A 24,870-nucleotide genomic window follows, 5' to 3' on the forward strand; every position below is an offset into this window, starting at 1 on the left:
TAAATAAAAACAAAAATAAGCAAAACTTCTATTTCTCTGGGTTTAAGCGTGCTCGCAGCCTTTTGATTGCTTGGCTGTGTAGCTGACTTACGCGGGATTCCCCGACATTAAGCACTGCGCCTATTTCTTTCAAATTAAGTTCTTCCTGATAATACAGGGTAAGAACCATTTTTTCCCTTTCGGGAAGCAATTCTATCGCGTCTATGACTCTTTGGCGAATATCACTTTCCAATAACATTTGTAAAGGATTGTCATCGTGATCTTCGTCTTGAGATGGTTCACAGCTTTCACCGTAAATTTCATGCCATTCGTCATAAGAGAACAACTGGCTGTTATTTGTATCCAATAGGATCTGCCGGTATTCTGCTAACTCAATCTGCAAATGATCAGCAACTTCCTGTTCTGATGGTGGTCGTCCTAGATCCTGCTCTAACTGATGAATGGATTGTGTCACTTCTCTTGCATTACGGCGCACACTGCGGGGCGCCCAATCACGACTTCGTAGCTCATCTAACATAGAGCCTCGAATACGTTGCACAGCATAAGTAGTAAAGGCGGCACCTTGCATTGAGTCATAACGCTCAACGGCATTCAGTAGGCCAATCCCCCCTGCTTGCAAAAGATCATCCAATTCAACACTCGCAGGTAACTTGACCTGTAATCGTAATGCTTCATGGCGAACCAAAGGGACATATCGCTCCCAGAGGCTATTTTTGTCCATCACGCCTTCGGCGGTATACAAATCACTCACAACAAAAGACACCTTTGGATAAAAGACCGGAAACCATTATCCGACGAAATAGTGTTAGCAATCGGCTGAACAGTGAAGCAAAAGCCCCTCTTTTTCACCTATGCTAAATTTTCAGCGAAAATTGGGTTTTCATTGATAATTTAATTTGTTATTGCATTACAAGTACATACTGTACCTTAAGATGGGTCATACTAATCCGCAGAAAAACCGTTAAATAAATTGATATTTTGTCTTATTGAAAGAAATGTATTCATCAAATCTGTATTTTGTTGATAAAAAAATAACATATAAATCATATTACTTATCTTTTATCTATTTTTACCTACAACCTATCAATGGGAATACCTATCCATGATTAATAAAAAAAACGATTGTTTTGATGAAAAAACACCCACAGCAAAAATGGCTGTGGGTGGGATCTGAAGATGAGTTTAATGAAGGATTAACGTAACAGAGACAGAACAGTTTGTGGTACTTGGTTTGCTTGAGCCAGTACAGCAGTACCTGCTTGTTGCAAGATTTGATTTTTACTCATATTGGACACTTCTGTCGCATAGTCAGCATCTAAGATACGGCTACGTGAAGCAGATAAGTTATTAACAGTGTTGTTTAAGTTATTGATAGTAGATTGGAAACGGTTTTGAATTGCACCTAATTTAGAGCGGCTTTCATCAACCTTACTAATTGCGTTATCTAAAGTTGCTAAAGCGTCATCCTTAACATTTAAAATTTTAACATCTTTACCTGCATCTGCTGTAAATTTAGTGGTTTTACTACCAGTGAACTCAATTTCACCAGTAGTAGTACCTGATTTTAATGTAAAGTCTGATTTACTTACTACGTACTCGTCGCTACCCTCCTTTAAGACAACTTTATCAGCAGAAACCTTACCATCTACTTTATACTCTTTTACTGAAATACCAGACAAATATGATGTACCACCTGAAACACCGATATCTTTCGCATCGATTGCAGCACCCGTTTCTTTAACCCCTTTTTTCTCTGTTTTAGCATCAAACAGGTTATCACTAGCAACACCTAATGTGTCGTTATCAATTTTATCTAAATTGAATTCAATCACTTCATTGTCATTAGTACCGACTTGAATGGTCATTTTTGACTTTTCACCACTCAGTACTTTCACACCGTTAAACTGAGTTTGTTCTGAAACACGATTGATTTCATCTAAACGTTGATTAACTTCATTTTGGATAGAAGTGATATCTGAGTTAGAGTTAGTCCCGTTTTTCGCTTGAACAGTTAATTCACGAATACGTTGTAAGTTATTGTTGATTTCGTTCAATGCACCTTCAGTGGTTTGAGACACTGAAATACCATCATTCGCATTACGAGATGCTTGAGTTAAACCGTTAATATTTGAAGTGAAACGGTTAGCAATAGCTTGACCTGCCGCATCGTCTTTCGCGCTGTTAATACGCATACCTGAAGATAAACGTTCAATTGCATTACCAAGTGCGCTTTGTGAACGATTTAGATTATTTTGAGTGACTAAAGACAGATAATTAGTATTAATAACTTGTGCCATACAATATTCCTTCAATTTTATTTGAAAATTTTTAATTAATAGGTTTGTTATTACACTCCTGTAATAACGTTGCCTAAACACTATCGTCATTAAATCGAAGGTATTTATGTGTTTTCGCGTCGCGAAAATAGTAAAAAAAGCCAATTAATTAATTTATAAGAGATAATGACTAGCAGAAAAAACAAAAATAGATGGAGAGAAAAAAATAAACTAAAACAGAGTGAGTTTAAATATAAAATAAAATGACAAAAAAGACCCTCAGATGAGGGCCTTTGATATAGAAAGGTATCTTTTGTGTCAGGGTACGAATTAACGTAACAGAGACAGAACAGTTTGTGGTACTTGGTTTGCTTGAGCAAGTACTGAAGTACCCGCTTGTTGCAAGATTTGACCACGGCTCATGTTAGAAACTTCTGTTGCATAGTCAGCATCTAAGATACGGCTACGTGAAGCAGATAAGTTGTTAACAGTGTTGTTCAGGTTGTTGATAGTAGATTCAAAACGGTTTTGAATCGCACCTAATTTAGAACGGCTTTCATCAATGGTGTTGATAGCTTTGTCTAAAGTTGCTAAAGCGTCATCTTTAACGTTTAAAGTTTTAACGTCTTTACCTGCATCTGCTGTAAATTCAGTTGTTTTAGCACCAGTAAATTTAGCTTTGTCAGCACCTTCCAGTGCGAAATCGCTTTTATTTACGAGGTAATCTTTAGTACCATCATTGAAAATTACTTTATCAGCAGAAACAACACCATCTACTTTATATTCTTTTACTGTACCTGAATCGTATGAAGTTGCACCAGCAACGCCGATATCTTTCGCATCGATTGCAGCACCTGCTTCTGTAACACCTTTTTTCTCTGTTTTAGCATCAAACAGTTTATCGCTAGCAACACCTAATGTATCGTTATCAACTTTATCTAAGTTAAATTTGATAGTTTCATTATCGTTAGTACCAACTTGGATAACCATTTCTGATTTCTCACCGCTCAGTACTTTCACGCCGTTAAACTGAGTTTGTTCAGAAATACGGTTGATTTCGTCTAAACGTTCTTTCACTTCGTTTTGGATAGAAGTGATATCTGAATTAGAGTTAGTCCCGTTTTTCGCTTGAACAGTTAACTCACGGATACGTTGTAAGTTATTGTTGATTTCGTTTAATGCACCTTCAGTTGTTTGAGCGATAGAGATACCATCGTTCGCATTACGTGAAGCTTGAGTTAAACCATTTACGTTTGAAGTGAAACGGTTAGCAATTGCTTGACCCGCTGCATCGTCTTTTGCACTGTTGATACGTAGACCAGAAGACAGACGCTCGATTGCACTTCCTAAAGTTCCCTGAGATTTGTTCAGGTTGTTTTGAGTTACCAGGGATAGATAGTTGGTATTAATGACTTGTGCCATAGCTAGATTCCTTTAAAATCAAGTCGATAAAATAAAAGTTTGCCTATTCATTTACGGTGTCAATCACCGGCAACAAGTTTATCGGCACCCCAGATACAACCTTTAACTTTTCCAACAAATTTTTCTGTGATTTTTTATAGAATTGTCATTAACTAAATGATATATAAAGAAATTAATTTATTATTTTTTTATATTATTTTTATCAATTCTCGTCATAAACCTTTTTTCTTATGCAAAATTCGACTTTAGTATTCAATGACAATAAAAGGCTTCTATATGGCGGTCTGTTTCCCTCATCAAAAATAGTAAATAGACGTAAACTTTTCGCCAATTCTTCCGATAACGCTGTGTAGGGATTATTTTACGAACACAGAAAGGAGACCAGTATGGCTGGTATTAGTGCACTAGGAATAGGCGCCAAGATGCCACTTGGCGAGACATTAATGCAATTAGAGGCTGCGGAAAATAAGCGCCTTGAACCTTTAGACAAACAGATGAAAAGCTACGATGCACAAATTACTGCATATGGAAAAATTCGTAGCCAATTAGATAAATTACAGAAAGCATCTGAAGAATTAAAAAAATTCGATAAAATCGTCGCCACCAAAGTTGATGATGAGTTTGATGCTTTTAAAGTAACCACTGATGGTAAAGCAAGCATTGGTAATTATACGGTCTCGGTAACAGAGCTTGCCCATGCTCAAACACTGAAATCAAAAGCCGTCAGTGATATCAAAGATCCTATTGGTGAAACATTAGGTGAAGGCAAAACACGGACTTTAGTGATCACCCAAAAAGGTGAAAAAGAGCCTTTAAAAATAGAGTTAACAGACAGTCAAACTTCTATTATTGAATTACGTGATGCTATCAATAAAAAAGAAGGCAACGTTTCTGCCACTATTGTAAAAGCCCAAGATGGCGTTAACCATTTAGTTCTGACTTCTCGTAAAGAAGGTACAGATTCTCAAATGGAAATCACTGTTGAAGGTGATAGTAAGCTTAACGATTTTATTAGCTACTCCACTAAAACAAACAGTGGTGCAATGACAGAGATCGTTAAGGCAAATAATGCAAAGTTAACGATTAATGGGATTGAAATTGAACGTCAAACTAATGAAATTAAAGATGCGCCTGAAGGGATCACGTTAAATCTTAAGAAAAAAACCAATGATAATAAAGATGGCGTAGATAAGCCTGAAATTATTACGGTTGCGCGTGATATTGAGCCAATGAAAAAGGCCATAAAAGCCTGGACCGATGCTTATAATGAATTAAATAAAACCTATAAAGATTTCACCAAGTACACCCAAGTTGAAAAAGGTGAAGATGCCTCTAAAGACAATGGTGTGTTATTAGGTGATACCACTAGCCGGATGATTATGTCTGAGCTAAAAAGCTTTATCACTCGTTCTCAATCTTCATCTGAGATTGATACCCTTAATAAAATGGGCATTAAATTTAAAGTAGATGGCACATTAGAAGTTGATGATAAAAAACTCGATAAAGCATTAAAAGAAAAACCTGCTAACGTCAAAGAGTTTTTTATGGGTGATGGTAAAGAAACAGGATTTGGTACTCAAACCTATAATTACCTGAAAAAAACGCTGCAATCCAACGACGGCACCCTTGATATTGCCACTGATGGTGTTAAAAAACGTAAAAAATCGTTAGATAACCAAATTAAAAATACCAAACGTACTATTGAAGCGACGATGGAACGTTATAAAAAACAGTTTCAATTATTAGATAAAATGGTTAATGCCATGACTAACTCAAGTGCATCAATTGAACGTTTATTACGCTAATTTTTAAGTAGGATATTAGGATATTATGTATCAACAATCAGCCAGTAAAATGTATGCTCAAATCGATGTTGAAAGTGAGATTTTAAATGCTTCACCTTACCAGCTGATCCAAATCCTATTTAATGGGGCGCTAAGCGCCCTTCGCCGTGCATTAATATTAATGGAACAAGGAAATATCGCCGGTAAAGGAGAAAATATTTCTAAAGCTATTAACATTATTGGCAACGGCTTAAAACAGGGGCTGGATAAAGAAAAAGGGGAGGAGCTTGCTGAAAATTTAGCATTACTTTACGACTATATGATCACTCAACTACTCGATGCCAATTTAAAAAATAATCCAGAAAAAATTCATGAAGTCATCAAGTTATTAACTGAAATTTCTGATGCTTGGCAACAAATTGGCACACAGATTAATTCTTATTAAAAAGCGTGGACAGCAAATATGGATATAATGGCAGCTTACGAGCAGGTTTTGAAATTAAGTGAGCAAATGTTAACGCTTGCCAAAAATCAGCAGTGGGATCAGCTGATAGAAATGGAAATGGATTATTTAAAAAGTGTAGAAATTATCACTAAGATGATAAAACCCACTGAGGGTGAGCTGATAATACAACAGCAGCTCACCAATATGTTAAAGAAAATACTCGAAAATGAAAATGAGACGCGAAATTTATTACGAGCAAGATTAGATAAGCTCGCTGTTTTAATAAGACAGACTGAACAAGAGCAGAGGGTACAAAATAGCTATGGTCAGTTTTCAGAGCATAGTTATTATCCTGATCTCAATCTAAAATAACTTTCCTCTGCGCCAAAAGCGGTTTTATTAGCTAATGGCGTCTTTATTTACCGAGTTATTTCTTGCTATACGATATTATTTGTTATCGGTAACGTTGTGACAATTAAACGATATGATATAAAAATAACATAATAAAAACTGAATTTATTACACTACATCATTAGACTATCACTATTATCATCTGCTCTTCCCCATCTATTTGTTATCCATTTACTGATATCATCACCGATAAATAAAAATCGCCTACACATGGCAGGCGATAAACTTACTGTTTCAAATAGATAATAATTGATTGATTTATTTAATCACATCGTAGAGTTGAGGATCTGCAAAATAGTCTGCGGTTAATGCCATAGAAGGCTCATATTGTGCCCCATATATATCAGAGAATGCTTTGCCCTCTTTACCTAATGAAACTTTACGTTCATCATCACCGCTACTTTCATATATGGAATAAGTTTTACGGCGCATAGCAATATATTTATCCTCATCATTTTTAATATCAGTATGATGCTCAAATATCTCCTTATCAGTTAATTCTAGCTTGTTCGCTAATTGACATCCCCAACGTGTTAAACATCTTTCTGCAAAATGTCGCACAATTAACCCCGGTGAAAATAGTGCATTTTTACCTTCACTACCATCAATCGCGGCATTGCCTACTAAGGTCGCATGGCGTCCAGAAAGCGGGAAAATATGCATTTTCGTCTCAGCAGTCACTGTTGGAATAACGCAAGCAAATCCTTTTGAGCGTTCATCAATGGCATAAAATCCGACATATTCCTTAACATTGCTACCTAGTGTCACCTTTTCTGGTTGGAAATTAAGTGGCCCTGGAACTGGGTCAATAGCAAAAATATTGACTGGAATATCTTTTAATAGGGGATCTTTTAACATGGCATTGGCAAGCATATGACAGGTGATGCCACCACGGCTCCAACCAATTAAATTCACTTGGGTGGGAATGATGCCATCTTTGCGAAAGGTACGAATAATTTGTTGCTGAAGTTGTTGTTGAGTGACATAGCGGTCACCATAATTATATTTACGCCATAAAAAAGAGCCGGTCACTTCAACATCTTCAATGGGAATGCCCGCTTTTTTCAGTTGATTATATTGTTGTTCTGTTAACTTTTCACGTTGCCAGTCAAAGTTGCCTTTCATTAAGCACAGTGCATGTTCAACATTTTCTTCCCATCCACTGCCAAATAAAGAGCCTTTTAAATCTGAATAATTAGGGCTTTCAACCCATAAATCATCTTCTTGCAAATTACCGCTACCTGGGCCATCTACAATAAACCACTGAGCAAATTCGCGATCTAGATTATTATGCGCCAAGGTGGAAACAAGCTCACCTTGCCAATAAACAGGATTATTATGATTATTATTATCAAAAGATGAAGCGCCGGTACCACATAAATAAACGGTTAATACTGTCATAATTAAAAATTCCTTGTATGTTTTACTAAAAAATCAAAATATGATCTCTATTTCCTTGTATCGAGCTATTCCTTAGCTCAAGTAAACTTTAACGACGACACTTTTTTTATTCAAATATAAAAAAGTCATTATCACAGTTCAGATCACATAATTAATAACTATTTAAGTTAAGTCGTATATTAATTGCTGTATAGCCATATTAATTAAACTAATGCTATTCATTATCTGCTTTTTTAGCGAAAAAATTATTTTGATTATAAAAATAATATCGAATATTTCACGAAGTTAAGAGACTAAATCTTAATAGATTTATTATTTATTGTGATAGCGAATTGGGATAGTGAAGAGAGTAGTTAAAAATAAATCATTAACGAAGTGTTTATTTTTCTTCTTACCGTTGAAGTTGAGATAAAAACAAAAAAATCTCGCTAATGATCTTAACGAGATTTTTATCAATTGATACGCTTATAAACGATTAAATGCCACAACTCTCACCGCAGGAATATCAGCTTGAGCCCCTTGTGCAACTTCCTGACATGCTTTTTCTAACGCAATATGGGGTGTGATCCCACTCTCAGTTTCTACTATTTTATGCCCGGCGTAGGTATCACCATTTCTGGAACGCACTTTATACGCAATAAACCAATATTCCATATCATCACCGTTTACGTTATTAATCATAAAATTACCATAACGGTTTATGACTAACGTTAATGTGATAATAATCAATAATTTTCAGTTTTTTCGTATCAGGTCGATAAAAATGATAACGGCGTACAGATTTAGCGATTAGCGTCCATTTCAGTTTGTATCATTTTCTTAATTTTTATGGCTTTTTCAAAATGATCTAATTTATGCGTCAATATCCACCAAGTTGCCGCTTCCATTAATAATTCAGGATCATCATTTTTATTAGCAAAAAAAGCATAAAAAGAGAGGCCTACCCCTTCTCCCTTTTGCGCTATTTTTATATCACATACTTGGATGATTTTTTGCTGCAACATTCTGCGCATCGTTTGTGTCACTCAGTGCGTTGTTAGTTAGTACAGCTTACATAGGAAATGTTGTCTTGTGAATACGAAAATGACGGAAAGGATTTTATTAAAAATGAGTGTTTTAAAGTTGATTAATTTAATTATATTTATATAAAAATATAAAACAATCTAAATAAGAGTATCTAATTACAAATCTTGTTTAATTAATATAAAATCCACATTTACCTATCGGGATTAAAACACTATTTTTAATTATCTCTTTTAGAGAACATCGGATAGTAAAATAAACTCACTTTAAGAAAGTCTAAATTAGATATATTAAAGAACATATTTATTTAACATTAAATAAATAAATAAAAGGTGTATTATATAATATTGTTTTGTTATTTATCCTCTAAAAAAGAATAAAGGAATAATGATATGAAAAAAGTATTACTCAGTCTTGCTATGCTGAGTGTAATATCAACGCCAGTATTGGCTAAAACGCCTGTTGCTAACTTAAAAATCAATGGTGATATTAAGCCACCAACTTGTACTGTTCATGGGGCGACACAAAGTGATGTTATTTTTGATTACGGAGTCATAAGCCCAACACTTATCCCTCAATCGAAAAACTACGAGTATCCTTTAGCTACAGGTAAAAATACCGTTACGGTTGAATGTGATGCTAAAACATATTTAACCTTTGTTGCATCTGATACTTATGACAGTGCGGAATTAGCTAATGATACGACAGGACAATTTCATTTAGTTGATAAAGCAAATCCTGAAACCGCTGTTGGTGCAGCTTTTTTTATATGGACAAATATTACTGTCGATGGTAAGCCTGCGTATATTTCACGAGCAAATGATGTTGCTATTACGGGGAATAAATTTAATAACGTCCTATACAAAGGCCCTACCAATGGTTGGACCTCAGAACAACAATCAGATATTAATAAAAACTCTCTGTCTCTCATTTCAGGTGAAATTTTCCAAGCGAATTTCAGTCAAGGAAAGACAAGTCGTACTTTTATTTTATCCAAAGATGCACTAAGTAAAAAAGGAATAGATATTGCTGATGGATTAGATTTTGTCGGAGAGGTTGTTCTCACTTTTAACTTTGGGGTCTAATTTTAACATATTGATAATCACATTATAATTAACCTTTATATTGTGATTATCTTTTACGTTAAAAAATAAAGAGGCCTGATTTATTAATTAATCAATTACCAATTTCTAGTGCCCTTATTTTCTTCCTCTTCTTTTTGTCTGGGTTCCTCTTTCACCTTCTGTGCTTGTAGTAGCATAAGTAAATTGGTCCCCCATTCAGAGGTAATATTATCACTTCATCAACAGATGGGGGACCCATCAGCAAAAATGGTACAGGATAATATGATGCTTAGATGCATGAATACGAGCAAAACCCAATATTGCTATTAAGCCAAACATTGAATGCTCCTATCCCCTATATGTCCCCATCGAGCCACAACAAAGATAATATTCTTTTATCTCAATGAGTTAACTTTATCACACCTGCATTGACATAATCTCTTGATAAGCGGCGACCAGCTTATTACGCACTTGTACGCCCATTTGTAATGAAATACTGGATTTTTGCATATCCACCATCACATCATTTAATTCAACGCCGGGCGTACCTAACGTAAATGCTTGTACTTTGTTGGTTGCATTAACACGAGTTTCGTTAATTTTACCTACTGCTTGAACCAACTGAGTTGCAAATCCTGCCTGTACTGGCTGGGGTTTGGCAATATTGGATGCTTGTAAAGTTTGAATTTGCATTTTATCCAGAACACTTTCAATAGCTGGAATTGACATATAAACCTCTGCGTTAATCATCTAATTCAATTTTTGAATCAATGTCATAGTAAGTAGGTGAACCAACACGCTTACCGAGTAATACCCTAACACAGGGGCTTCATTCCAAAGCGAGTAATTAACGCAAAAGTTAAAGGCTAATTACGCCATTAAATGAAACGCAAAAGGCCAATAATGAGACACCTGAGAGTAGGTTTATTTATTTGCGTAAGGGGAGTCTGTTTTGTTACGCCACGCTTTTAGTATTCATCCCGAACTACAAGGCAAGGATTGTCTATGAATGCCGAAAAAACCGACGTTGTGAACCAGAAAAAAGGTTTTAACGCCATTATTAACCGGATAAAAGCCGATCCGAAAATTCCGCTTATTATTGCGGGATCGGCGGCGATTGCCATTTTTGTTGCTGCTTTTTTATGGCTACAAAGCCCTGATTATAAAGTGCTTTATAGTAATCTTAGTGATAAAGATGGTGGCGAAATTGTCACACAGTTAACACAAATGAATGTACCCTATCGCCTATCACAAAATGGTTCTGCGATTATGGTACCTGACAATCAGGTTCATGAATTACGCCTGAAACTCGCACAAGCGGGGCTTCCAAAAGGTGGAGCTGCCGGTTTTGAACTACTTGATAAAGAAAAGTTTGGGATCAGCCAGTTCAGTGAACAGATTAACTATCAACGTGCACTTGAAGGGGAGCTTGCTCGTACCATCGAAACCTTAGGTCCAGTGCAAAATGCTCGTGTTCATTTAGCATTACCTAAACCCTCTCTTTTTGTTCGTGAGCAAAAATCACCTTCTGCTTCTGTAACAGTAGGTCTGCTGCAAGGTAGAGCCTTGGACGAAGGTCAAATTAATGCCATCGTACATATTGTAGCAAGTAGTGTTGCAGGTATGCCCGATAGTAATGTGACCATTGTTGATCAAAGCGGTAAGTTATTAACACAGCCCGATGCTTTAGGTCGTGATCTTAATTCTATTCAACTCAAATATGTCCAAGAGTTGGAAAGTCGCTACCAGCAACGTATTGAAACACTATTAGGCCCTATTGTTGGGCGTGGTAATGTTCATGCGCAGGTCACCGCTCAAGTTGATTTTTCTCATACAGAAGAAACCGCTGAAGAGTACAAGCCTAATCAGCCCCCTAACCAAGCTGCAGTACGCTCAAAACAAGTGAGCCAAAGTGAGCAAAATGGAGGCATGTTAGCTGGCGGTGTGCCCGGTGCGTTATCTAATCAACCTGTTGCACCACCGCAAGCGCCGATTGAAAAAGCCAAAGACACGGCGGCTGATGAGAAAGCAACATCTACCAATGCTAATCGTTCAATGACGCGTAATCCAAACAGCAATAGCCGTTTAGATGAAACAACCAACTATGAAGTAGATCGTCGTATTCGTCATGTTAAACGACCTGTTGGCAATATTGAGCGCCTTTCTGTTGCGGTAATCGTCAATTACAAAACCGTAGAAGACAAGAAAAAAGCAACAGAAGGTGAAGAGCCTATTGTCGAAAATAAACAAGTTCCGTTAACCGATGAACAGCTTCAACAAATTGAAAGTTTAGTACGTGAAGCGATGGGTTATTCCCAAGAGCGCGGTGACTCTTTAAGTGTGGTTAATTCTCAATTTAACGATACCGAAGAGCCAGTGATTAGCGTTCCTATGTGGGAAAATCCACAAATATTGGCTAAAGCATTAGATTTAGGCCGCTGGTTATTGCTTGTTATCATCGCGTGGATCTTATGGCGTAAATTAGTGAAACCTCAACTTGAAAAACGCCGTGAAGCAGAAGTCGCCGCACAAAAAGCGATTTTGAAAACCAAGCTTGAAGTGACAGATGATGTCAACGAAGCCGAATTAGATGAAGAATCAAGACGTAAACAAGCACGTCAACGTGTTAGTGCCGAATTACAAAGCCAACGTATTCGAGAGATGGCAGAAAAAGATCCTCGTGTTGTAGCCATGGTAATTCGTCAATGGATGAGTAAAGAACAATGAGTAATGACTTAACTGGAACCGAAAAAAGCGCCGTTATGTTACTGACATTGGGTGAAGATCGCGCAGCAGAAGTATTTAAACATCTAACGACACGTGAAGTGCAACAACTGAGTATTGCGATGTCTTCTATGCGTCAGATCTCCAATCAACAACTCATTGATGTGATGGCAAGCTTCGAAGAAGATGCTGTTCAGTATGCAGCATTAAATGTGAATGCTAATGATTATTTACGCTCTGTACTTGTTAAAGCCTTAGGTGAAGAGCGTGCTAATAATCTGCTCGATGAGATCTCAGAAACCCGTGAAACCACAACAGGTATTGAGACACTTAACTTTATGGAGCCACAAATGGCTGCCGATATTATCCGTGATGAACATCCACAGATTATCGCCACCATTTTAGTTCACTTAAAACGTGGTCAAGCTGCTGATATTCTTGCTCTGTTTGATGAAAAGTTACGTAATGACGTTATGTTACGTATCGCAACATTTGGTGGTGTTCAGCCATCAGCCTTAGCTGAATTAACGGAAGTACTGAACAATTTACTTGATGGTCAAAATCTCAAACGTAGCAAAATGGGTGGTGTTCGTACTGCAGCTGAAATTATCAACTTGATGAAAAGTCAGCAAGAAGAAAATGTTATCACCGCAGTACGCGATTACGACGGCGAATTGGCACAGAAAATTATCGACGAAATGTTCCTGTTCGAAAACCTTATCGATATCGACAACCGTTCAATTCAGCGCATTCTACAGGAAGTGGAATCCGAATCCTTGGTTGTGGCATTAAAAGGTTGCGATCAAGAACTACGCGATCATTTCCTCAACAATATGTCGCAGCGTGCTGCTGAAATTATGCGTGATGACTTGGCGTCTCGTGGACCTGTTCGCATGTCTCAAGTGGAAGCTGAGCAAAAAGCAATTCTGCTTATTGTACGTCGCTTAGCTGAGAGCGGTGAAGTTGTTCTTCATGGAGGAGACGATACCTATGTCTGATAAAAATACTGATACAAACTGGAAGCCTTGGGTTCCAAAAGAACTTATTGACTGGGAATTAAAAGTCAAGGAAGACACGGGGTTAGACGAGAAGGAAGACGAAAATCAAGAAAAAGAAGTCGTTCAGCAACAGAAAGTCCTCGAGCAAATTAATATGCTTGATGACATGAAAGAAAAGGCCCAAAAACTGGGCCATGCTGAAGGCTTTGAGGCAGGGAAAAACCAGGGTTATCAGGAAGGCTATCAGGCAGGATTACAATCGGGTATCGAAGAAGGTATCCGTCAAGGCATTGCTAAACAAGAACCTTTTATTAATGAATGGCAAGGCTTATTAGCTGAATTTAGGCATTCATTAAATGGTTTAGATAGTGTTATTGCCTCACGATTAATGCAGATAGCACTCACAGCAGCCAAAGAAGTACTTGGACAACCTGCGGTCTGTGATGGCTCTGCATTACTTGCTCAAATTACACTGATGTTGCAACAAGAGCAGATGTTTGCAGGGGATCCACAGCTACGGATTAACCCTAAACATATCCCTCTGATTGAAAAGGAATTAGGCGATTCCCTTACCGCCCACGGTTGGAAAGTGGTGGCTGATAATAGTATCCATGTAGGGGGATGCCGTGTTGTAACCAATGATGGTGATCTTGATTCCACAATTGCGACACGTTGGCATGAATTGTGTCGTCTTGCTGCACCGGAGGCGTTGTAATGACCGCAAGATTGGGGCGTTGGTTAGAAAAACTCGCTGATGCAGAATCTCGTTTAAATAAAATTCCGCGCATACGCCAATATGGTCGCTTAACCCGTGCTACAGGCTTAGTCATGGAAGCTAAGGGGCTAGTTATGCCCCTTGGCTCTACCTGCTTAATAGAACGTACCATTGGTAAAACGGTTGAAGAAGTTGAAAGTGAAGTCGTCGGATTTAACGGTAGCCAAATGTTACTCATGCCGCTACAAGAAGTGGAAGGATTAACCCCAGGTGCTCGAGTCTACGCTCAATCGATCCCCGGTCGTGAAGGCGAAGGCCGACAATTACCCCTTGGTGATGCCTTATTAGGCCGCGTACTTGATGGCTCAGGTGATCCCCTAGATGGTTTACCGCCGCCAGATACCAGTTATCGTGCGCCACTGATTACACCACCTATCAACCCATTACAACGTACCCCCATTACAGATGTACTTGATGTGGGTGTACGTGCCATCAATGCACTGCTTACGGTCGGTCGTGGCCAACGTATGGGACTCTTTGCCGGCTCGGGTGTCGGGAAAAGTGTTCTATTAGGTATGATGGCGCGTTTTACTCAAGCCGACGTCATTGTCGTGGGGCTTATTGGTGAACGTGGTCGTGAAGTTAAAGACTTTATTGAGAATATCCTAGGTAAAGAAGGATTAGCACGCTCGGTGGTAGTGGCAGCACCTGCTGATGTTTCACCACTCTTACGAATGCAAGGTGCTTCTTATGCAACCCGTATTGCCGAAGATTTTCGTGATCGCGGTAAACATGTTTTATTAATTATGGATTCGTTAACTCGCTATAGCATGGCGCAGCGTGAAATTGCCTTAGCCGTTGGTGAACCGCCGGCGACAAAAGGTTATCCCCCTTCTGTATTTGCAAAATTACCCGCACTTGTTGAGCGTGCCGGTAATGGCGTTGATGGTGGTGGCTCCATTACTGCTTTCTATACCGTGTTAACCGAAGGTGACGATCAGCAAGATCCAATCGCTGATTCTGCCCGTGCTATTTTGGATGGCCATATCGTGCTTTCGCGTTCACTGGCGGAATCGGGTCACTACCCTGCTATTGATATTGAAGCGTCCATTAGCCGTGCGATGACCTCACTGATTGATAAAACACATTATCGCCGAGTACAAGTATTTAAGCAGCTATTATCCAGTTATCAGCGCAATCGCGACTTAATTAATGTAGGGGCTTATGCTGCAGGCAGTGATCCTATGCTGGATAAGGCGATTGCCCTTTATCCATCATTAGCAAAATTCTTACAACAAGATATTCAAGAGCAATGTAGCTATCAACATGCTTGTGAACAACTTAATCAACTGATCACACTAGATTCATTCTGAACATAATCAGGAAAAATAAAGAGGGTTCCAATGCGGGAGCAGTCACCTTTAGTGACACTGAGGGAACTGGCACAGACAGCGGCAGAACAAGCCGCTGTCCAACTAGCCCAAGTCCGCCAGAGTCATCAACAGATGGAACAGCAACTCAATATGTTGATCGGGTATCAGGATGAATACCGTGTTCGTCTCAACCAGACGTTAAATGTGGGAGGCATGTCATCAGCATCATGGCAAAACTATCAACAATTTCTCAAAACACTTGAATTAACTATCGAGCAACATAAACAGCAACTTCGTCATTGGCAAGCGCAACTCGACCTTGCAACGGAACATTGGCGAGAAAAACAGCAACGACTCAATGCGTTTGAGACATTGGAGCAACGCGCTGAAGATAGCCGTAAGCGACAACTTGATCGTATTGAGCAGAAACAAATGGATGAGTACGCACAGCGTAGTACTTTACGGAGAACAACTTGATGGAGATAACGCTTCTGACCATGGATGTCACAGCAACCTCTCCGGGAACGACATCCGCTACAACAAGTCAACCCGGTGATAATGCGTCGACATTTGCACAACTTCTGAGTACTCAACCTCAGAATACACCCAGTGATAAAAAAAACGCCTCTATTTCAGGCCATTCCTCAAAAGAGAATAAGGCGCACAATCACACTGAAAAAAATAAAGACCAACAAAATGATGACGATATTGATACTATTGTCACTGAATATGCGGCATTAGAGGCGCCAGCAACGAAAAATACCCATCTTGCTCTCTCGTTACCTGATAATGAGCAATTTAGCTCAATTCTTGAAAATAAAACGGCCTCTTCATTAATATCCGCAGAAGAATTAGCGGCAGAGCTTCCAGTACAACTTGCCGGACTTGCAGGGTTAAAATCTACATCGCTTTCAGCCAACCAAGCTCATCAGCCACATTTATTGGGAACCTCGTTAAAGCATGCTGGGAATGGAAACGAGTTATCTCACCTTATGGCAGAAAATGCCCGTGCTGAGCGTGATCTTGTCGATAAATGGCAACAATTCAATACGCAAGCTAATGCAGATGACAAATCATTACTTGCTCAATTACGCCCTGAAACAGTGTCATTAACCCAACTTGCAACACATGAAGCTCGCCATTTAACGAATGGGCATTCAGCAAAGAAAGTTGATAACGCTTCACTGTTATCTTCCGTGGCAGAAAAAGCGGATGGATTGTTAGCCGATGACAAAGCATCAGCCAATACAAAATTAGCCGATAATCTGGCAAACCAAATAATCGGTAATAACCGTATTGCTGAACGCGATCTACACAATAGTTTATCGACCTCTTCGGTGTTTGCCTCTTCATCAGTAGCAAGTCATGCACAACCGTCATCAATGATGCAAACGCAAATGCACTTTCCTTCGATGCCTACCCCGATGTTAAATGCACAAATAGGCACACCGGAATGGCAACAGCAACTCAATCAGCAAATTGTGATGTTTAGTCGTAATGGTTTACAAAAAGCTGAGCTACGTTTACATCCCGAAGAGTTGGGTTCATTACATATTCGCATGAAAATTGAAGATGGACAGGCTCAATTACATCTTGCCTCTCAAAATGGACAAGTGCGTACTGTGTTAGAAAATTCCCTGCATCATTTGCGTCAAGCGCTCTCTGAAAATGGGATACAACTCACACAAAGTCAAGTGTCTAGCGACAGTCATGACGGTTGGCAACAACAAAATATGTCAGATTCCTCTCAATTTAGTGGAAATGGTGCCGATAATCATCAAAGAAGCGAGGGTAATTCTATGCAATTAGCCTCAGAAACGGCACAAAAGATAACCCTTACGCCTCAAGAGTTAGCCTCTGCTCGTGGTGGTGTCGATATTTTTGCCTAATACAAATGTATTGGGAGGACACACTATGTCAATAAACGTAAGAGTTAATGGTTTTTTCCCTATCTGTTTCTGCCATTAAAAAACAGAAATAGCGGGATAATTAAGGTTGATTTAGATGGATATGGAAGTCCACAAAAGTGAACACGTATCCACTACAAAACAGGAATTTAACTGTCCATGTCTAATTACAGCAATGAACGTAAAAGCTATAGCTTAATTCTGATCATCCTATTATTGGTGATCGCCATTATTGCAGCGGCATTCGGTGGATATAGTTGGTGGGCATTGAAGCATGCTAAATCAGGTACTACGGGCACTAGTCAGCAAAAAGTTATACCGGCCCCCGTTTTTATGTCATTAGAGCCTTTTACCATCAATCTGATTGATGAAGAAGAACATTTAGATCGCGTACTCTACATAGGGATCACGTTACGCTTACATGATGAGAATACACGTAAGCGCTTACATGATTATTTACCCGAAGTTCGTAGTCGCTTGCTACTACTTCTTTCTCGTCAACACGCTAATAAAATTGCAACAGATGCGGGGAAACAACAACTCATGACAGAAATAAAAGAAACGCTGAGACCGACTCTTGTACCGGGTGAATCTGAACAGATCCTCTCCGATGTACTGTTTACCACGTTTATTCTGCGATAATCATTATGAGCGATAATATCCTTTCACAGGCAGAGATAGATGCTCTGCTGAATGATGACACATCAGGTGACGACGCCCAAAAAAGCGCGAACAGGGAACCTGCGATAGCGAAGGATCCGAATGAACCGGATATTCAGCCTTATGACCCGAACACGCAACGTCGTGTCGTTCGAGAACGGTTACAGTCGTTAGAAATTATTAACGAACGTTTTGCGCGTCAATTCCGTATGGGGCTGTTTAATATGCTTCGCCGAAGCCCTGATATCACGGTTGGTGGCATAAAAATTCATCCTTATCATGACTTTGCCCGTAACCTACCTGTACCAACTAATCTAAATTTGGTGCATTTAAAACCGTTACGCGGCACAGCATTATTTACCTTTGAGCCGAATCTGGTTTATATCGCGGTTGATAACCTGTTTGGTGGCGATGGGCGTTTTCCAATTCCCGTTGAAGGACGCGAATTCACCAATACAGAGCAGCGTATTATCAACAAAATGTTAAAACTGGCACTTGATGCCTATCGTGATGCTTGGGACTCCATCTTCAAAATTCAAGTTGAATATGTTCGTTCTGAGATGCAGGTAAAATTTACCAATATCACCTCATCACCAAATGACATTGTGGTGACGACACCTTTTCAAGTAGAAATTGGCTCTATGGTAGGGGAATTTAGTATCTGTATTCCTTTTGCCATGATTGAACCGCTACGTGAACGGCTAATCAATCCACCAATTGAAAACCTTCGCCAAGAAGATAGCGTTTGGTTAGACAGTTTAGTAAACCAAGTTAAGCACTCAGAGCTTGAGTTGGTTGCTAACTTTACTGACATTCCGCTGCGTTTATCAAAAGTCCTTACCCTGAAAAAAGGGGATGTGCTCCCTATTGATAAACCAGAAAGATTGATTGCACATGTTGATGGTGTGCCGGTATTAACAAGTCAATACGGTACAGTTCATGGGCAATACGCCCTTCGTGTTGAACATTTAATTAACCCTGTTTTAAACGCTCTGGATGAGGAACAAACCAATGAGTGATGAAAATCGCCCAACTGATAATTCACAATCGGCTGAGGATATGTGGGCTGATGCAATGGAACAGCAAACTGGCAAAAGCCAAGATAATAGTTCCGACGTATTCGAACATCTGTTACCTGAAGATGATACGCTTAATCATCTATCTGATATCAATTTGATTATGGATATTCCTGTCAAATTAACAGTAGAGTTAGGGCGTACCAAAATGACGATTAAAAAACTCCTAAGCCTATCACAAGGCTCTGTAGTGTCATTAGATGGGCTTGCGGGTGAACCCCTTGATATTCTTATCAATGGCTACTTAATCGCCCAAGGAGAAGTCGTGGTCGTTTCTGATAAATATGGTATTCGCATTACCGATATCATCACCCCTTCAGAACGTATGCGCCGTCTGAGTCGTTGATCTATGGAACAGATCCCTTCCTTTTCCAGCCAAGGTGCGGTTAATACTGCCGCACCCGCCACAACGCAAACTATCCAAACACCGGCGCAACCTTTACCCGTTGGACAAAGCCTTGTGCAAGTCAGCACCGCGCTTGCGGGTATTATTGTACTGATTATTGTTGCAATGTGGCTTTTCCGCCGTTTTGGCTTTGCTCGCGGTACATTTAAAGCTAATCAAGCACAACTCACGGTTAAAGCGAGCTGTTCATTAGGTACCAAAGAGCGTGTTGTCGTTGTTGAAATCGAGCAGGAATGGCTTGTATTAGGGGTTACGGCATCGCAGATTAATCTGTTACACACCTTACCTATTCCTAATCATGCCTCGCAGGAAGCGCCTATACCACCTTCTTCACCGTTATTTATTCAATTATTACAAAAAACGCTAAAGCGAGATAAAGGCAACTCATAATGCATCAGTGTGTCTCTTATTTTAACGCATTAAAGCGCTGGCCTCTCTTCGCTAGTGTCCTTATTTTGTCACTATTGCCAAGCCATGCGTTTGCTCAATTCCCCAGTGTTATTTCACACCCATTACCGGGAGGTGGCCAAAACTGGTCATTGCCAGTACAAACACTGATTTTTATCACAGCCCTAGGTTTTATTCCCGCCGTATTACTGATGATGACGAGTTTTACTCGGATTATCATTGTGCTGGGTTTATTACGTAATGCGTTAGGGACACCTTCTGCTCCCCCTAACCAAGTGGTACTGGGTCTTGCGCTATTTATGACATTTTTTATTATGGCACCGGTGTTTGATAAAATTTATCAAGATGCTTATCTCCCTTTTAGTGAAGATAAAATCACTTTTGAACAAGCACTCGATAATGGCTCACAACCACTGCGCCAGTTTATGATGCAACAAACGCGCGAAACCGATCTTGCACTCTTTGCTCGTCTTGCTGATGCCCCCGCATTTGAAACACGCGATAGCGTACCTATGCGAATTTTAGTGCCTGCTTATATTACCAGTGAGCTAAAAACCGCTTTTCAAATTGGTTTTATGATTTTTATCCCTTTTCTCATCATAGACTTAGTGGTTGCCAGCGTCTTGATGGCACTCGGTATGATGATGGTGCCACCCGCCACCGTTTCACTGCCTTTTAAACTCATGTTATTTGTATTAGTCGATGGCTGGCAGTTAATACTTGGCTCATTGGCTCAAAGCTTTTTTAACTAGCAAAGAGGTTCTTTATGACGCCTGAATCTGTTTTAGCATTAGGAACGGAAGCGATGAAAATTGCCTTATCCCTTGCTGGACCTCTATTATTGTCTGCACTGGTTACCGGTTTAGTAATAAGCATGCTGCAAGCAGCAACACAAATAAACGAAATGACACTGTCGTTTATTCCTAAGATCCTTGCTGTATTAGCGGCTATTTTAGTCGCAGGCCCGTGGATGCTCAGTTTGTTATTAGACTATATGCATAACTTATTTACTGGCATTCCAGGAATGATTGGCTAATAACAATGATAACCTTGACCAGTGAAATACTTAATGGCTACATCAGTGATTTTTTCTGGCCATTTGTGCGTATTTTGGCACTCTTTAGTACCGCGCCTTTGTTTAGTGAAAAACAGACACCTAAAAAATTTCGTATTGGACTCGCCTTTTTAACCACGGCGTTAATTGCACCAGGGCTACCGCAAAGTCAAGTACCTCTCTTTTCTATCATGGCTTTTTGGGTACTGATCCAACAAATTTTAATTGGCACAATTTTAGGCTTATCTATGCAGTTAGCTTTTGCTTCTGTACGTCATGCAGGAGAAGTGATTGGTTTACAGATGGGGCTGTCATTTGCGACTTTCGTCGATCCTTCAGGTGGCCCGAATATGCCTATTCTTGCTCGTATCTTTAACATGTTAACCATGTTGCTTTTTATGGTGTTTGATGGGCATTTATGGCTGTTATCGGTATTAGCAGATACTTTCTATGTTGTTCCTATTGGAAATCAGACCTTTAATTCATTGGGTATCCTTACTTTAGTACAAAGTGGTGGCACTATATTTATTAACGGGATGATGTTAGCCATGCCATTAATCACTCTACTATTAGTACTCAACCTTTCATTAGGTATTTTAAACCGTATGACACCACAGCTTTCTGTTTTTGTGGTCGGTTTCCCTCTTACCCTCACGATCGGTATGTTGGCGTTATCACTGATTATGCCAGCATTACCTGTGTTTACTGAGCGCGTCTTTAGCGATACATTCAATCGTATTACCTTAATATTGCAGCAATTAGTTTCTTGAAAAACCTGATGATTGAGTTTGTGTTATCTATTTTTCCATTGGCTAATTAAATTTAATCTGCTTTTTGTCACTTGTTTTGTTTATTCCACAATTAATATATCATTTGCTATAAACCAGTGATGAATAAAGTAAGCTAGATAACTTAATATTCGTGCTAAAGGATCAGCACGGGCACTTACTGCTACTGCGACTAAAGTCATGCATAAACCTTGTACTGACTTCATTCGTTACAGATAAAAAAATCCCCTGATAAATATCGGGGGATAATCGCTTATTTTATAGAATAAGATGCTATTTACTATTGTGACTAAATTAACGATACATCTTAAACATCGACATCTCTTTCATGTCATTAAAGACTTTATAAGATGCCTGTAATACCGACTCTTCTTGATAATAATCTGAAATTGCTTGTGTCCAATCTAAGTCACGTAACTCACTTAAGCGTTTAGCATTTCTTAATGAGGTATCTGCACCTAAATCATCTAAATTATCAAGTTCTTGAAGCTGTAAACCTAATTTAGCTTCCACACTAGAAATATTATTTAATGTGGCGCGATTAACACGGTTAGCCGTATTAATCTTATCTAATGCAGCATCACGATCAGCTTGTGGTTTTCCAACTAGAGGTTCACGTAGTGCACTGATGGCTTCATCTAAGGCATTAAAAATATCTGGCTCTGTGCCTTTTCCTCCCGATGATTGTAACGTTTCTATCCCTGTAAAGTTGGATACCATTTCAATATTACTATCAACTTTTTGAGTAATTTGCTTGTCTCCACCTTGGTAGGTGATTTTACCCGTTTTGTCAGCAACAAAAGGTGGTTTATCTGTTTGGAAACCAGCAAAAACATAACGTCCAACACCATCTTTCGTATTGCCAATCCCCACTAACTGATCTTTTAAACCACTTAATTGTTCCGCAAGAGAGGCACGATCTTCATCACTTAATGCGCCATCATTACCGGCAGCCACTAATGTTTCTTGAATTTTTGTGGTGATATTGACCATTTGGCTTGAAAGGCTCATTTGCAATGACATGCTGTTTTTAGCAAATCCACGTGCTGTCGCATATTGCTGATTACGCGCTTCAGATTGCTTAACCATTACCGCTTGTGAGGCCGCCATCGGATCATCAGAAGGTTTTTCAACACGTCGACCACTGGAAATTTTATTCCCTTCTGTCATCCATCTACTTTGCGAGCTAGTAATATTATCCACTCGCTGAGTGTAAATTTGATTTGAACTTAAACGCACGATTTATTCCTTAATCAAAGAGGGTTTATAAGACCTGCATAATCGCATCAAACATGGTATTTGCAGTTTGAATAACTTTTGCATTTGCCATGTAATACTCTTGGATACGATACATTTCGCCGTATTCTTCATCCAAGTTGACCCCTGAAACCGATTGTTGCTGTGTTAAAATACTGCTGGTGATCGCATTTTGCGCATCATAATCAACTTGCGCAGTATTCACTTTATTACCCACCATACTTATTAGTGAGCCATAACCACCAGCAATTGTTGCTTTACCATCGATAAGTTTTTCATCGGGTAATTCGAACAATTTTTTCATGTTCTCATTATCACTAGGTCCAGAGTCTTTTGTACCCGCGGCAGCTATTTTGCTTGGATCGCTGATTGCAACACTCATTCCTGCAATCACGTTGCCTACAGATTGAACAACGATAGAATCGCCCTCTTGTGCAGCTCCATTGACTTTGATGCTCATTCCTTCGAATTCTAATTCACCCGTTGTTGCATTAGGTGTTGCTGTAAATTTACGATTCCCCGGCTCTACAGTGACATTCCATTTACCACCTTCATACTTAACCGTATAATCCGCAGCTTTAACTTCTCTTGTGTCAGTGTATTTGACATCAAAAGTCGCATCACCTTTGTTCTTACCATTAGGCATGGTATGTGCCCCACCTAGGTTGAAGAACTTATCACCTTTATCGCCGTTTAAATCAAAACCTTGCTCATGTTGTTTATTAAATTGATCGCCCAACACTAAAGCTAATTGGTTTAATTGATTTCGGCTTGCATCTAATACTTCATTACGGCTACGGTAAGCGCCACCTAATTCACCGCCATTAATACGTTTAGCATCAACTTCACGAACTTCATCAATACCGTTGCTATAACCAACAACAAGGCGTTCACTGTTTTTATTGGAAGGAATAGCAGAGACTTCATAAGAGCGCGTCCCCGCAACAAGAGGAAGACCATTGGCAAAGCTGACATTAACAAACCCGCCATCTTGTTGGGTTACCTGTACATCAACCAGCGTATTTAGCTCTTGAATTAAACGGTCGCGTTGGTCAAGCAGATCATTAGGCTCGGCACCATTAAAACCTTGGGAGCGGCTAATTTCTTGATTTAATTTAGCTATCTGCTTGGAATATTCATTAATATTCTTAGTGGTATTAGTGACTTGGCTATTAATGTCTTTTTCGAGATCGCGTAATGATTGATCCGCTTTGTTAAACATATTCACCATTGCTTCCGCTTTACCCAGTATGGTGGTACGAGCTGGGTTATCTTCCGCATTGTTCGTTACATTAGGTAAGCTAGTAAAGAAGTCATCAATTGCACTGGAAACATCATTGCCTTTATCCGCTAATAAATTATTTATTTGCGAGATATTTTTGTTATAGCTATTTAAAGCACTCTGTTTTGTTACCGCACGATTCATTTGCCCCGCAAGGAACTCATTATATTCGCGATGAATACGACTCACATTAACACCATTTCCAATATAACCATTACTGGTCATCGTGCCACCGTTTTCATTAAATACGGTCATTTGACGGTTATACCAATTTACTTTTTGGTTAGCGATATTATTACTAATTGTGCTCATCGCAGCTTGTGCTGCATTAAGCCCGCTCATCGCTGTATTAATTAAATTGTTGGACATTTGTCTATCCTTTTACGTTTAGTCATC

General features: G+C 39.2%; 26 protein-coding genes. 17 read left to right on the forward strand and 9 right to left on the reverse strand.

Annotated elements, in window-relative coordinates; all coding sequences use genetic code 11:
* Nucleotides 1–28: 28 nt before the first annotated feature.
* The 3 genes from HMPREF0693_RS03500 to HMPREF0693_RS03510 all read right to left on the reverse strand — a co-directional run bounded on the left by HMPREF0693_RS03500 (nucleotide 29) and on the right by HMPREF0693_RS03510 (nucleotide 3,698).
* On the reverse strand, nucleotides 29–751 hold the full coding sequence (locus HMPREF0693_RS03500; protein WP_004248319.1) for an RNA polymerase sigma factor FliA: 723 nt from the start codon (nucleotides 749–751) through the stop codon (nucleotides 29–31).
* A gap of 442 nt (nucleotides 752–1,193) precedes the next feature.
* The gene (locus HMPREF0693_RS03505; protein WP_036932165.1) at nucleotides 1,194–2,297 is read right to left on the reverse strand and encodes a FliC/FljB family flagellin; all 1,104 of its coding nucleotides are present in this window, start codon (nucleotides 2,295–2,297) and stop codon (nucleotides 1,194–1,196) included.
* 309 nt (nucleotides 2,298–2,606) lie between these two features.
* Complete coding sequence (locus HMPREF0693_RS03510; RefSeq protein ID WP_004243496.1) at nucleotides 2,607–3,698, reverse strand: FliC/FljB family flagellin; 1,092 nt, start codon at nucleotides 3,696–3,698, stop codon at nucleotides 2,607–2,609.
* 386 nt (nucleotides 3,699–4,084) lie between these two features.
* On the opposite strand from HMPREF0693_RS03510, the gene fliD reads away from it, so the two are divergent.
* The 3 genes from fliD to fliT are packed head-to-tail and all read left to right on the forward strand — an operon-like array spanning nucleotide 4,085 to nucleotide 6,299.
* On the forward strand, nucleotides 4,085–5,503 hold the full coding sequence (gene fliD / locus HMPREF0693_RS03515) for a flagellar filament capping protein FliD (RefSeq protein ID WP_004243498.1): 1,419 nt from the start codon (nucleotides 4,085–4,087) through the stop codon (nucleotides 5,501–5,503).
* A 25-nt stretch (nucleotides 5,504–5,528) separates the two neighbouring features.
* Nucleotides 5,529–5,927, forward strand: coding sequence for a flagellar export chaperone FliS (fliS, locus tag HMPREF0693_RS03520; protein WP_004243499.1), 399 nt, complete (start codon nucleotides 5,529–5,531; stop codon nucleotides 5,925–5,927).
* A gap of 18 nt (nucleotides 5,928–5,945) precedes the next feature.
* A complete protein-coding gene (gene fliT / locus HMPREF0693_RS03525) occupies nucleotides 5,946–6,299 on the forward strand; it encodes a flagellar protein FliT (RefSeq protein ID WP_004243500.1) in 354 nt (117 codons plus the stop codon).
* 297 nt (nucleotides 6,300–6,596) lie between these two features.
* Here the strand turns inward: fliT and HMPREF0693_RS03530 are convergent, their stop codons facing one another.
* From HMPREF0693_RS03530 to HMPREF0693_RS03540, 3 genes are all read right to left on the reverse strand, one after another.
* A complete protein-coding gene (locus HMPREF0693_RS03530) occupies nucleotides 6,597–7,739 on the reverse strand; it encodes a hypothetical protein (RefSeq protein ID WP_004243501.1) in 1,143 nt (380 codons plus the stop codon).
* Between the two features lie 465 nt (nucleotides 7,740–8,204).
* Complete coding sequence (locus HMPREF0693_RS03535; protein WP_004243502.1) at nucleotides 8,205–8,420, reverse strand: hypothetical protein; 216 nt, start codon at nucleotides 8,418–8,420, stop codon at nucleotides 8,205–8,207.
* 101 nt (nucleotides 8,421–8,521) lie between these two features.
* The gene (locus HMPREF0693_RS03540; RefSeq protein ID WP_036932168.1) at nucleotides 8,522–8,752 is read right to left on the reverse strand and encodes a DUF6500 family protein; all 231 of its coding nucleotides are present in this window, start codon (nucleotides 8,750–8,752) and stop codon (nucleotides 8,522–8,524) included.
* A 402-nt stretch (nucleotides 8,753–9,154) separates the two neighbouring features.
* On the opposite strand from HMPREF0693_RS03540, the gene HMPREF0693_RS03545 reads away from it, so the two are divergent.
* A complete protein-coding gene (locus HMPREF0693_RS03545; protein ID WP_004243505.1) occupies nucleotides 9,155–9,847 on the forward strand; it encodes a fimbrial protein in 693 nt (230 codons plus the stop codon).
* 396 nt (nucleotides 9,848–10,243) lie between these two features.
* On the opposite strand, the gene fliE is transcribed toward HMPREF0693_RS03545, so the two are convergent.
* Nucleotides 10,244–10,555 (reverse strand): flagellar hook-basal body complex protein FliE, encoded by a 312-nt coding sequence (gene fliE, locus HMPREF0693_RS03550; protein ID WP_004248328.1) that lies wholly within the window; start codon nucleotides 10,553–10,555, stop codon nucleotides 10,244–10,246.
* 276 nt (nucleotides 10,556–10,831) lie between these two features.
* Here fliE and fliF point away from each other — a divergent pair, with 276 nt between their 5' ends.
* The 13 genes from fliF (at nucleotide 10,832) to fliR (ending at nucleotide 21,917) form a co-directional block, all read left to right on the forward strand.
* Nucleotides 10,832–12,553 carry a flagellar basal-body MS-ring/collar protein FliF gene (fliF, locus tag HMPREF0693_RS03555; protein WP_004243509.1) on the forward strand — a complete coding sequence of 574 codons (1,722 nt, stop codon included), beginning with the start codon at nucleotides 10,832–10,834 and terminating at the stop codon, nucleotides 12,551–12,553.
* Nucleotides 12,550–13,548, forward strand: a complete 999-nt coding sequence (fliG, locus tag HMPREF0693_RS03560) for a flagellar motor switch protein FliG (RefSeq protein ID WP_004243510.1) — start codon at nucleotides 12,550–12,552, stop codon at nucleotides 13,546–13,548. Before fliF ends, fliG begins: the two co-directional genes overlap by 4 nt.
* On the forward strand, nucleotides 13,541–14,263 hold the full coding sequence (fliH, locus tag HMPREF0693_RS03565) for a flagellar assembly protein FliH (protein ID WP_004243511.1): 723 nt from the start codon (nucleotides 13,541–13,543) through the stop codon (nucleotides 14,261–14,263). Before fliG ends, fliH begins: the two co-directional genes overlap by 8 nt.
* The gene (gene fliI / locus HMPREF0693_RS03570) at nucleotides 14,263–15,636 is read left to right on the forward strand and encodes a flagellar protein export ATPase FliI (RefSeq protein WP_004243512.1); all 1,374 of its coding nucleotides are present in this window, start codon (nucleotides 14,263–14,265) and stop codon (nucleotides 15,634–15,636) included. Before fliH ends, fliI begins: the two co-directional genes overlap by 1 nt.
* A gap of 30 nt (nucleotides 15,637–15,666) precedes the next feature.
* Entirely contained in the window at nucleotides 15,667–16,113 is a 447-nt protein-coding gene (gene fliJ, locus HMPREF0693_RS03575; protein ID WP_004243513.1) for a flagellar export protein FliJ, read from the forward strand.
* Entirely contained in the window at nucleotides 16,113–17,525 is a 1,413-nt protein-coding gene (locus HMPREF0693_RS03580; RefSeq protein ID WP_004243515.1) for a flagellar hook-length control protein FliK, read from the forward strand. The genes fliJ and HMPREF0693_RS03580 overlap by 1 nt, the downstream gene beginning before the upstream one ends.
* Before the next feature lie 177 nt (nucleotides 17,526–17,702).
* Nucleotides 17,703–18,185: a flagellar basal body-associated protein FliL gene (gene fliL / locus HMPREF0693_RS03585; protein WP_004243519.1), complete on the forward strand. Its 483-nt coding sequence runs from the start codon at nucleotides 17,703–17,705 to the stop codon at nucleotides 18,183–18,185.
* Nucleotides 18,186–18,190: 5 nt separating this feature from the next.
* The gene (gene fliM, locus HMPREF0693_RS03590; RefSeq protein WP_004243520.1) at nucleotides 18,191–19,222 is read left to right on the forward strand and encodes a flagellar motor switch protein FliM; all 1,032 of its coding nucleotides are present in this window, start codon (nucleotides 18,191–18,193) and stop codon (nucleotides 19,220–19,222) included.
* Entirely contained in the window at nucleotides 19,215–19,625 is a 411-nt protein-coding gene (gene fliN, locus HMPREF0693_RS03595; protein ID WP_004243521.1) for a flagellar motor switch protein FliN, read from the forward strand. Before fliM ends, fliN begins: the two co-directional genes overlap by 8 nt.
* Before the next feature lie 3 nt (nucleotides 19,626–19,628).
* Entirely contained in the window at nucleotides 19,629–20,075 is a 447-nt protein-coding gene (gene fliO / locus HMPREF0693_RS03600) for a flagellar biosynthetic protein FliO (RefSeq protein ID WP_004243522.1), read from the forward strand.
* Nucleotides 20,075–20,845 carry a flagellar type III secretion system pore protein FliP gene (gene fliP, locus HMPREF0693_RS03605; RefSeq protein ID WP_004243523.1) on the forward strand — a complete coding sequence of 257 codons (771 nt, stop codon included), beginning with the start codon at nucleotides 20,075–20,077 and terminating at the stop codon, nucleotides 20,843–20,845. Before fliO ends, fliP begins: the two co-directional genes overlap by 1 nt.
* Before the next feature lie 14 nt (nucleotides 20,846–20,859).
* Nucleotides 20,860–21,129, forward strand: coding sequence for a flagellar biosynthesis protein FliQ (fliQ, locus tag HMPREF0693_RS03610; RefSeq protein ID WP_004243524.1), 270 nt, complete (start codon nucleotides 20,860–20,862; stop codon nucleotides 21,127–21,129).
* Between the two features lie 5 nt (nucleotides 21,130–21,134).
* Complete coding sequence (fliR, locus tag HMPREF0693_RS03615; RefSeq protein ID WP_004243525.1) at nucleotides 21,135–21,917, forward strand: flagellar biosynthetic protein FliR; 783 nt, start codon at nucleotides 21,135–21,137, stop codon at nucleotides 21,915–21,917.
* Between the two features lie 312 nt (nucleotides 21,918–22,229).
* On the opposite strand, the gene flgL is transcribed toward fliR, so the two are convergent.
* Together flgL and flgK are read right to left on the reverse strand one after the other, a co-directional pair.
* Complete coding sequence (gene flgL / locus HMPREF0693_RS03620) at nucleotides 22,230–23,174, reverse strand: flagellar hook-associated protein FlgL (protein ID WP_004243527.1); 945 nt, start codon at nucleotides 23,172–23,174, stop codon at nucleotides 22,230–22,232.
* Nucleotides 23,175–23,199: 25 nt separating this feature from the next.
* Nucleotides 23,200–24,843: a flagellar hook-associated protein FlgK gene (gene flgK, locus HMPREF0693_RS03625; RefSeq protein ID WP_004243528.1), complete on the reverse strand. Its 1,644-nt coding sequence runs from the start codon at nucleotides 24,841–24,843 to the stop codon at nucleotides 23,200–23,202.
* Between the last annotated feature and the right edge of the window lie 27 nt (nucleotides 24,844–24,870).

The sequence above is a fragment of the Proteus mirabilis ATCC 29906 genome (assembly GCF_000160755.1).
In the GTDB taxonomy this organism is placed as follows: Bacteria; Pseudomonadota; Gammaproteobacteria; order Enterobacterales; family Enterobacteriaceae; genus Proteus; species Proteus mirabilis.

What these genes read in the sequence shown, in the direction of transcription:
- HMPREF0693_RS03535 (WP_004243502.1), bottom strand. Translation starts at nt 8,420, where the DNA reads ATGATTAATAACGTAAACGGTGATGATATGGAATATTGGTTTATTGCG.
- fliS (WP_004243499.1), top strand. Translation starts at nt 5,529, where the DNA reads ATGTATCAACAATCAGCCAGTAAAATGTATGCTCAAATCGATGTTGAA.
- fliD (WP_004243498.1), top strand. Translation starts at nt 4,085, where the DNA reads ATGGCTGGTATTAGTGCACTAGGAATAGGCGCCAAGATGCCACTTGGC.
- fliL (WP_004243519.1), top strand. Translation starts at nt 17,703, where the DNA reads ATGTCTAATTACAGCAATGAACGTAAAAGCTATAGCTTAATTCTGATC.
- HMPREF0693_RS03510 (WP_004243496.1), bottom strand. Translation starts at nt 3,698, where the DNA reads ATGGCACAAGTCATTAATACCAACTATCTATCCCTGGTAACTCAAAAC.
- fliR (WP_004243525.1), top strand. Translation starts at nt 21,135, where the DNA reads ATGATAACCTTGACCAGTGAAATACTTAATGGCTACATCAGTGATTTT.
- fliN (WP_004243521.1), top strand. Translation starts at nt 19,215, where the DNA reads ATGAGTGATGAAAATCGCCCAACTGATAATTCACAATCGGCTGAGGAT.
- fliQ (WP_004243524.1), top strand. Translation starts at nt 20,860, where the DNA reads ATGACGCCTGAATCTGTTTTAGCATTAGGAACGGAAGCGATGAAAATT.
- HMPREF0693_RS03580 (WP_004243515.1), top strand. Translation starts at nt 16,113, where the DNA reads ATGGAGATAACGCTTCTGACCATGGATGTCACAGCAACCTCTCCGGGA.
- fliO (WP_004243522.1), top strand. Translation starts at nt 19,629, where the DNA reads ATGGAACAGATCCCTTCCTTTTCCAGCCAAGGTGCGGTTAATACTGCC.
- fliI (WP_004243512.1), top strand. Translation starts at nt 14,263, where the DNA reads ATGACCGCAAGATTGGGGCGTTGGTTAGAAAAACTCGCTGATGCAGAA.
- fliP (WP_004243523.1), top strand. Translation starts at nt 20,075, where the DNA reads ATGCATCAGTGTGTCTCTTATTTTAACGCATTAAAGCGCTGGCCTCTC.
- fliF (WP_004243509.1), top strand. Translation starts at nt 10,832, where the DNA reads ATGAATGCCGAAAAAACCGACGTTGTGAACCAGAAAAAAGGTTTTAAC.
- HMPREF0693_RS03505 (WP_036932165.1), bottom strand. Translation starts at nt 2,297, where the DNA reads ATGGCACAAGTTATTAATACTAATTATCTGTCTTTAGTCACTCAAAAT.
- fliT (WP_004243500.1), top strand. Translation starts at nt 5,946, where the DNA reads ATGGATATAATGGCAGCTTACGAGCAGGTTTTGAAATTAAGTGAGCAA.
- HMPREF0693_RS03530 (WP_004243501.1), bottom strand. Translation starts at nt 7,739, where the DNA reads ATGACAGTATTAACCGTTTATTTATGTGGTACCGGCGCTTCATCTTTT.
- fliM (WP_004243520.1), top strand. Translation starts at nt 18,191, where the DNA reads ATGAGCGATAATATCCTTTCACAGGCAGAGATAGATGCTCTGCTGAAT.
- HMPREF0693_RS03540 (WP_036932168.1), bottom strand. Translation starts at nt 8,752, where the DNA reads ATGCGCAGAATGTTGCAGCAAAAAATCATCCAAGTATGTGATATAAAA.
- fliJ (WP_004243513.1), top strand. Translation starts at nt 15,667, where the DNA reads ATGCGGGAGCAGTCACCTTTAGTGACACTGAGGGAACTGGCACAGACA.
- HMPREF0693_RS03545 (WP_004243505.1), top strand. Translation starts at nt 9,155, where the DNA reads ATGAAAAAAGTATTACTCAGTCTTGCTATGCTGAGTGTAATATCAACG.
- fliH (WP_004243511.1), top strand. Translation starts at nt 13,541, where the DNA reads ATGTCTGATAAAAATACTGATACAAACTGGAAGCCTTGGGTTCCAAAA.
- flgK (WP_004243528.1), bottom strand. Translation starts at nt 24,843, where the DNA reads ATGTCCAACAATTTAATTAATACAGCGATGAGCGGGCTTAATGCAGCA.
- fliE (WP_004248328.1), bottom strand. Translation starts at nt 10,555, where the DNA reads ATGTCAATTCCAGCTATTGAAAGTGTTCTGGATAAAATGCAAATTCAA.
- fliG (WP_004243510.1), top strand. Translation starts at nt 12,550, where the DNA reads ATGAGTAATGACTTAACTGGAACCGAAAAAAGCGCCGTTATGTTACTG.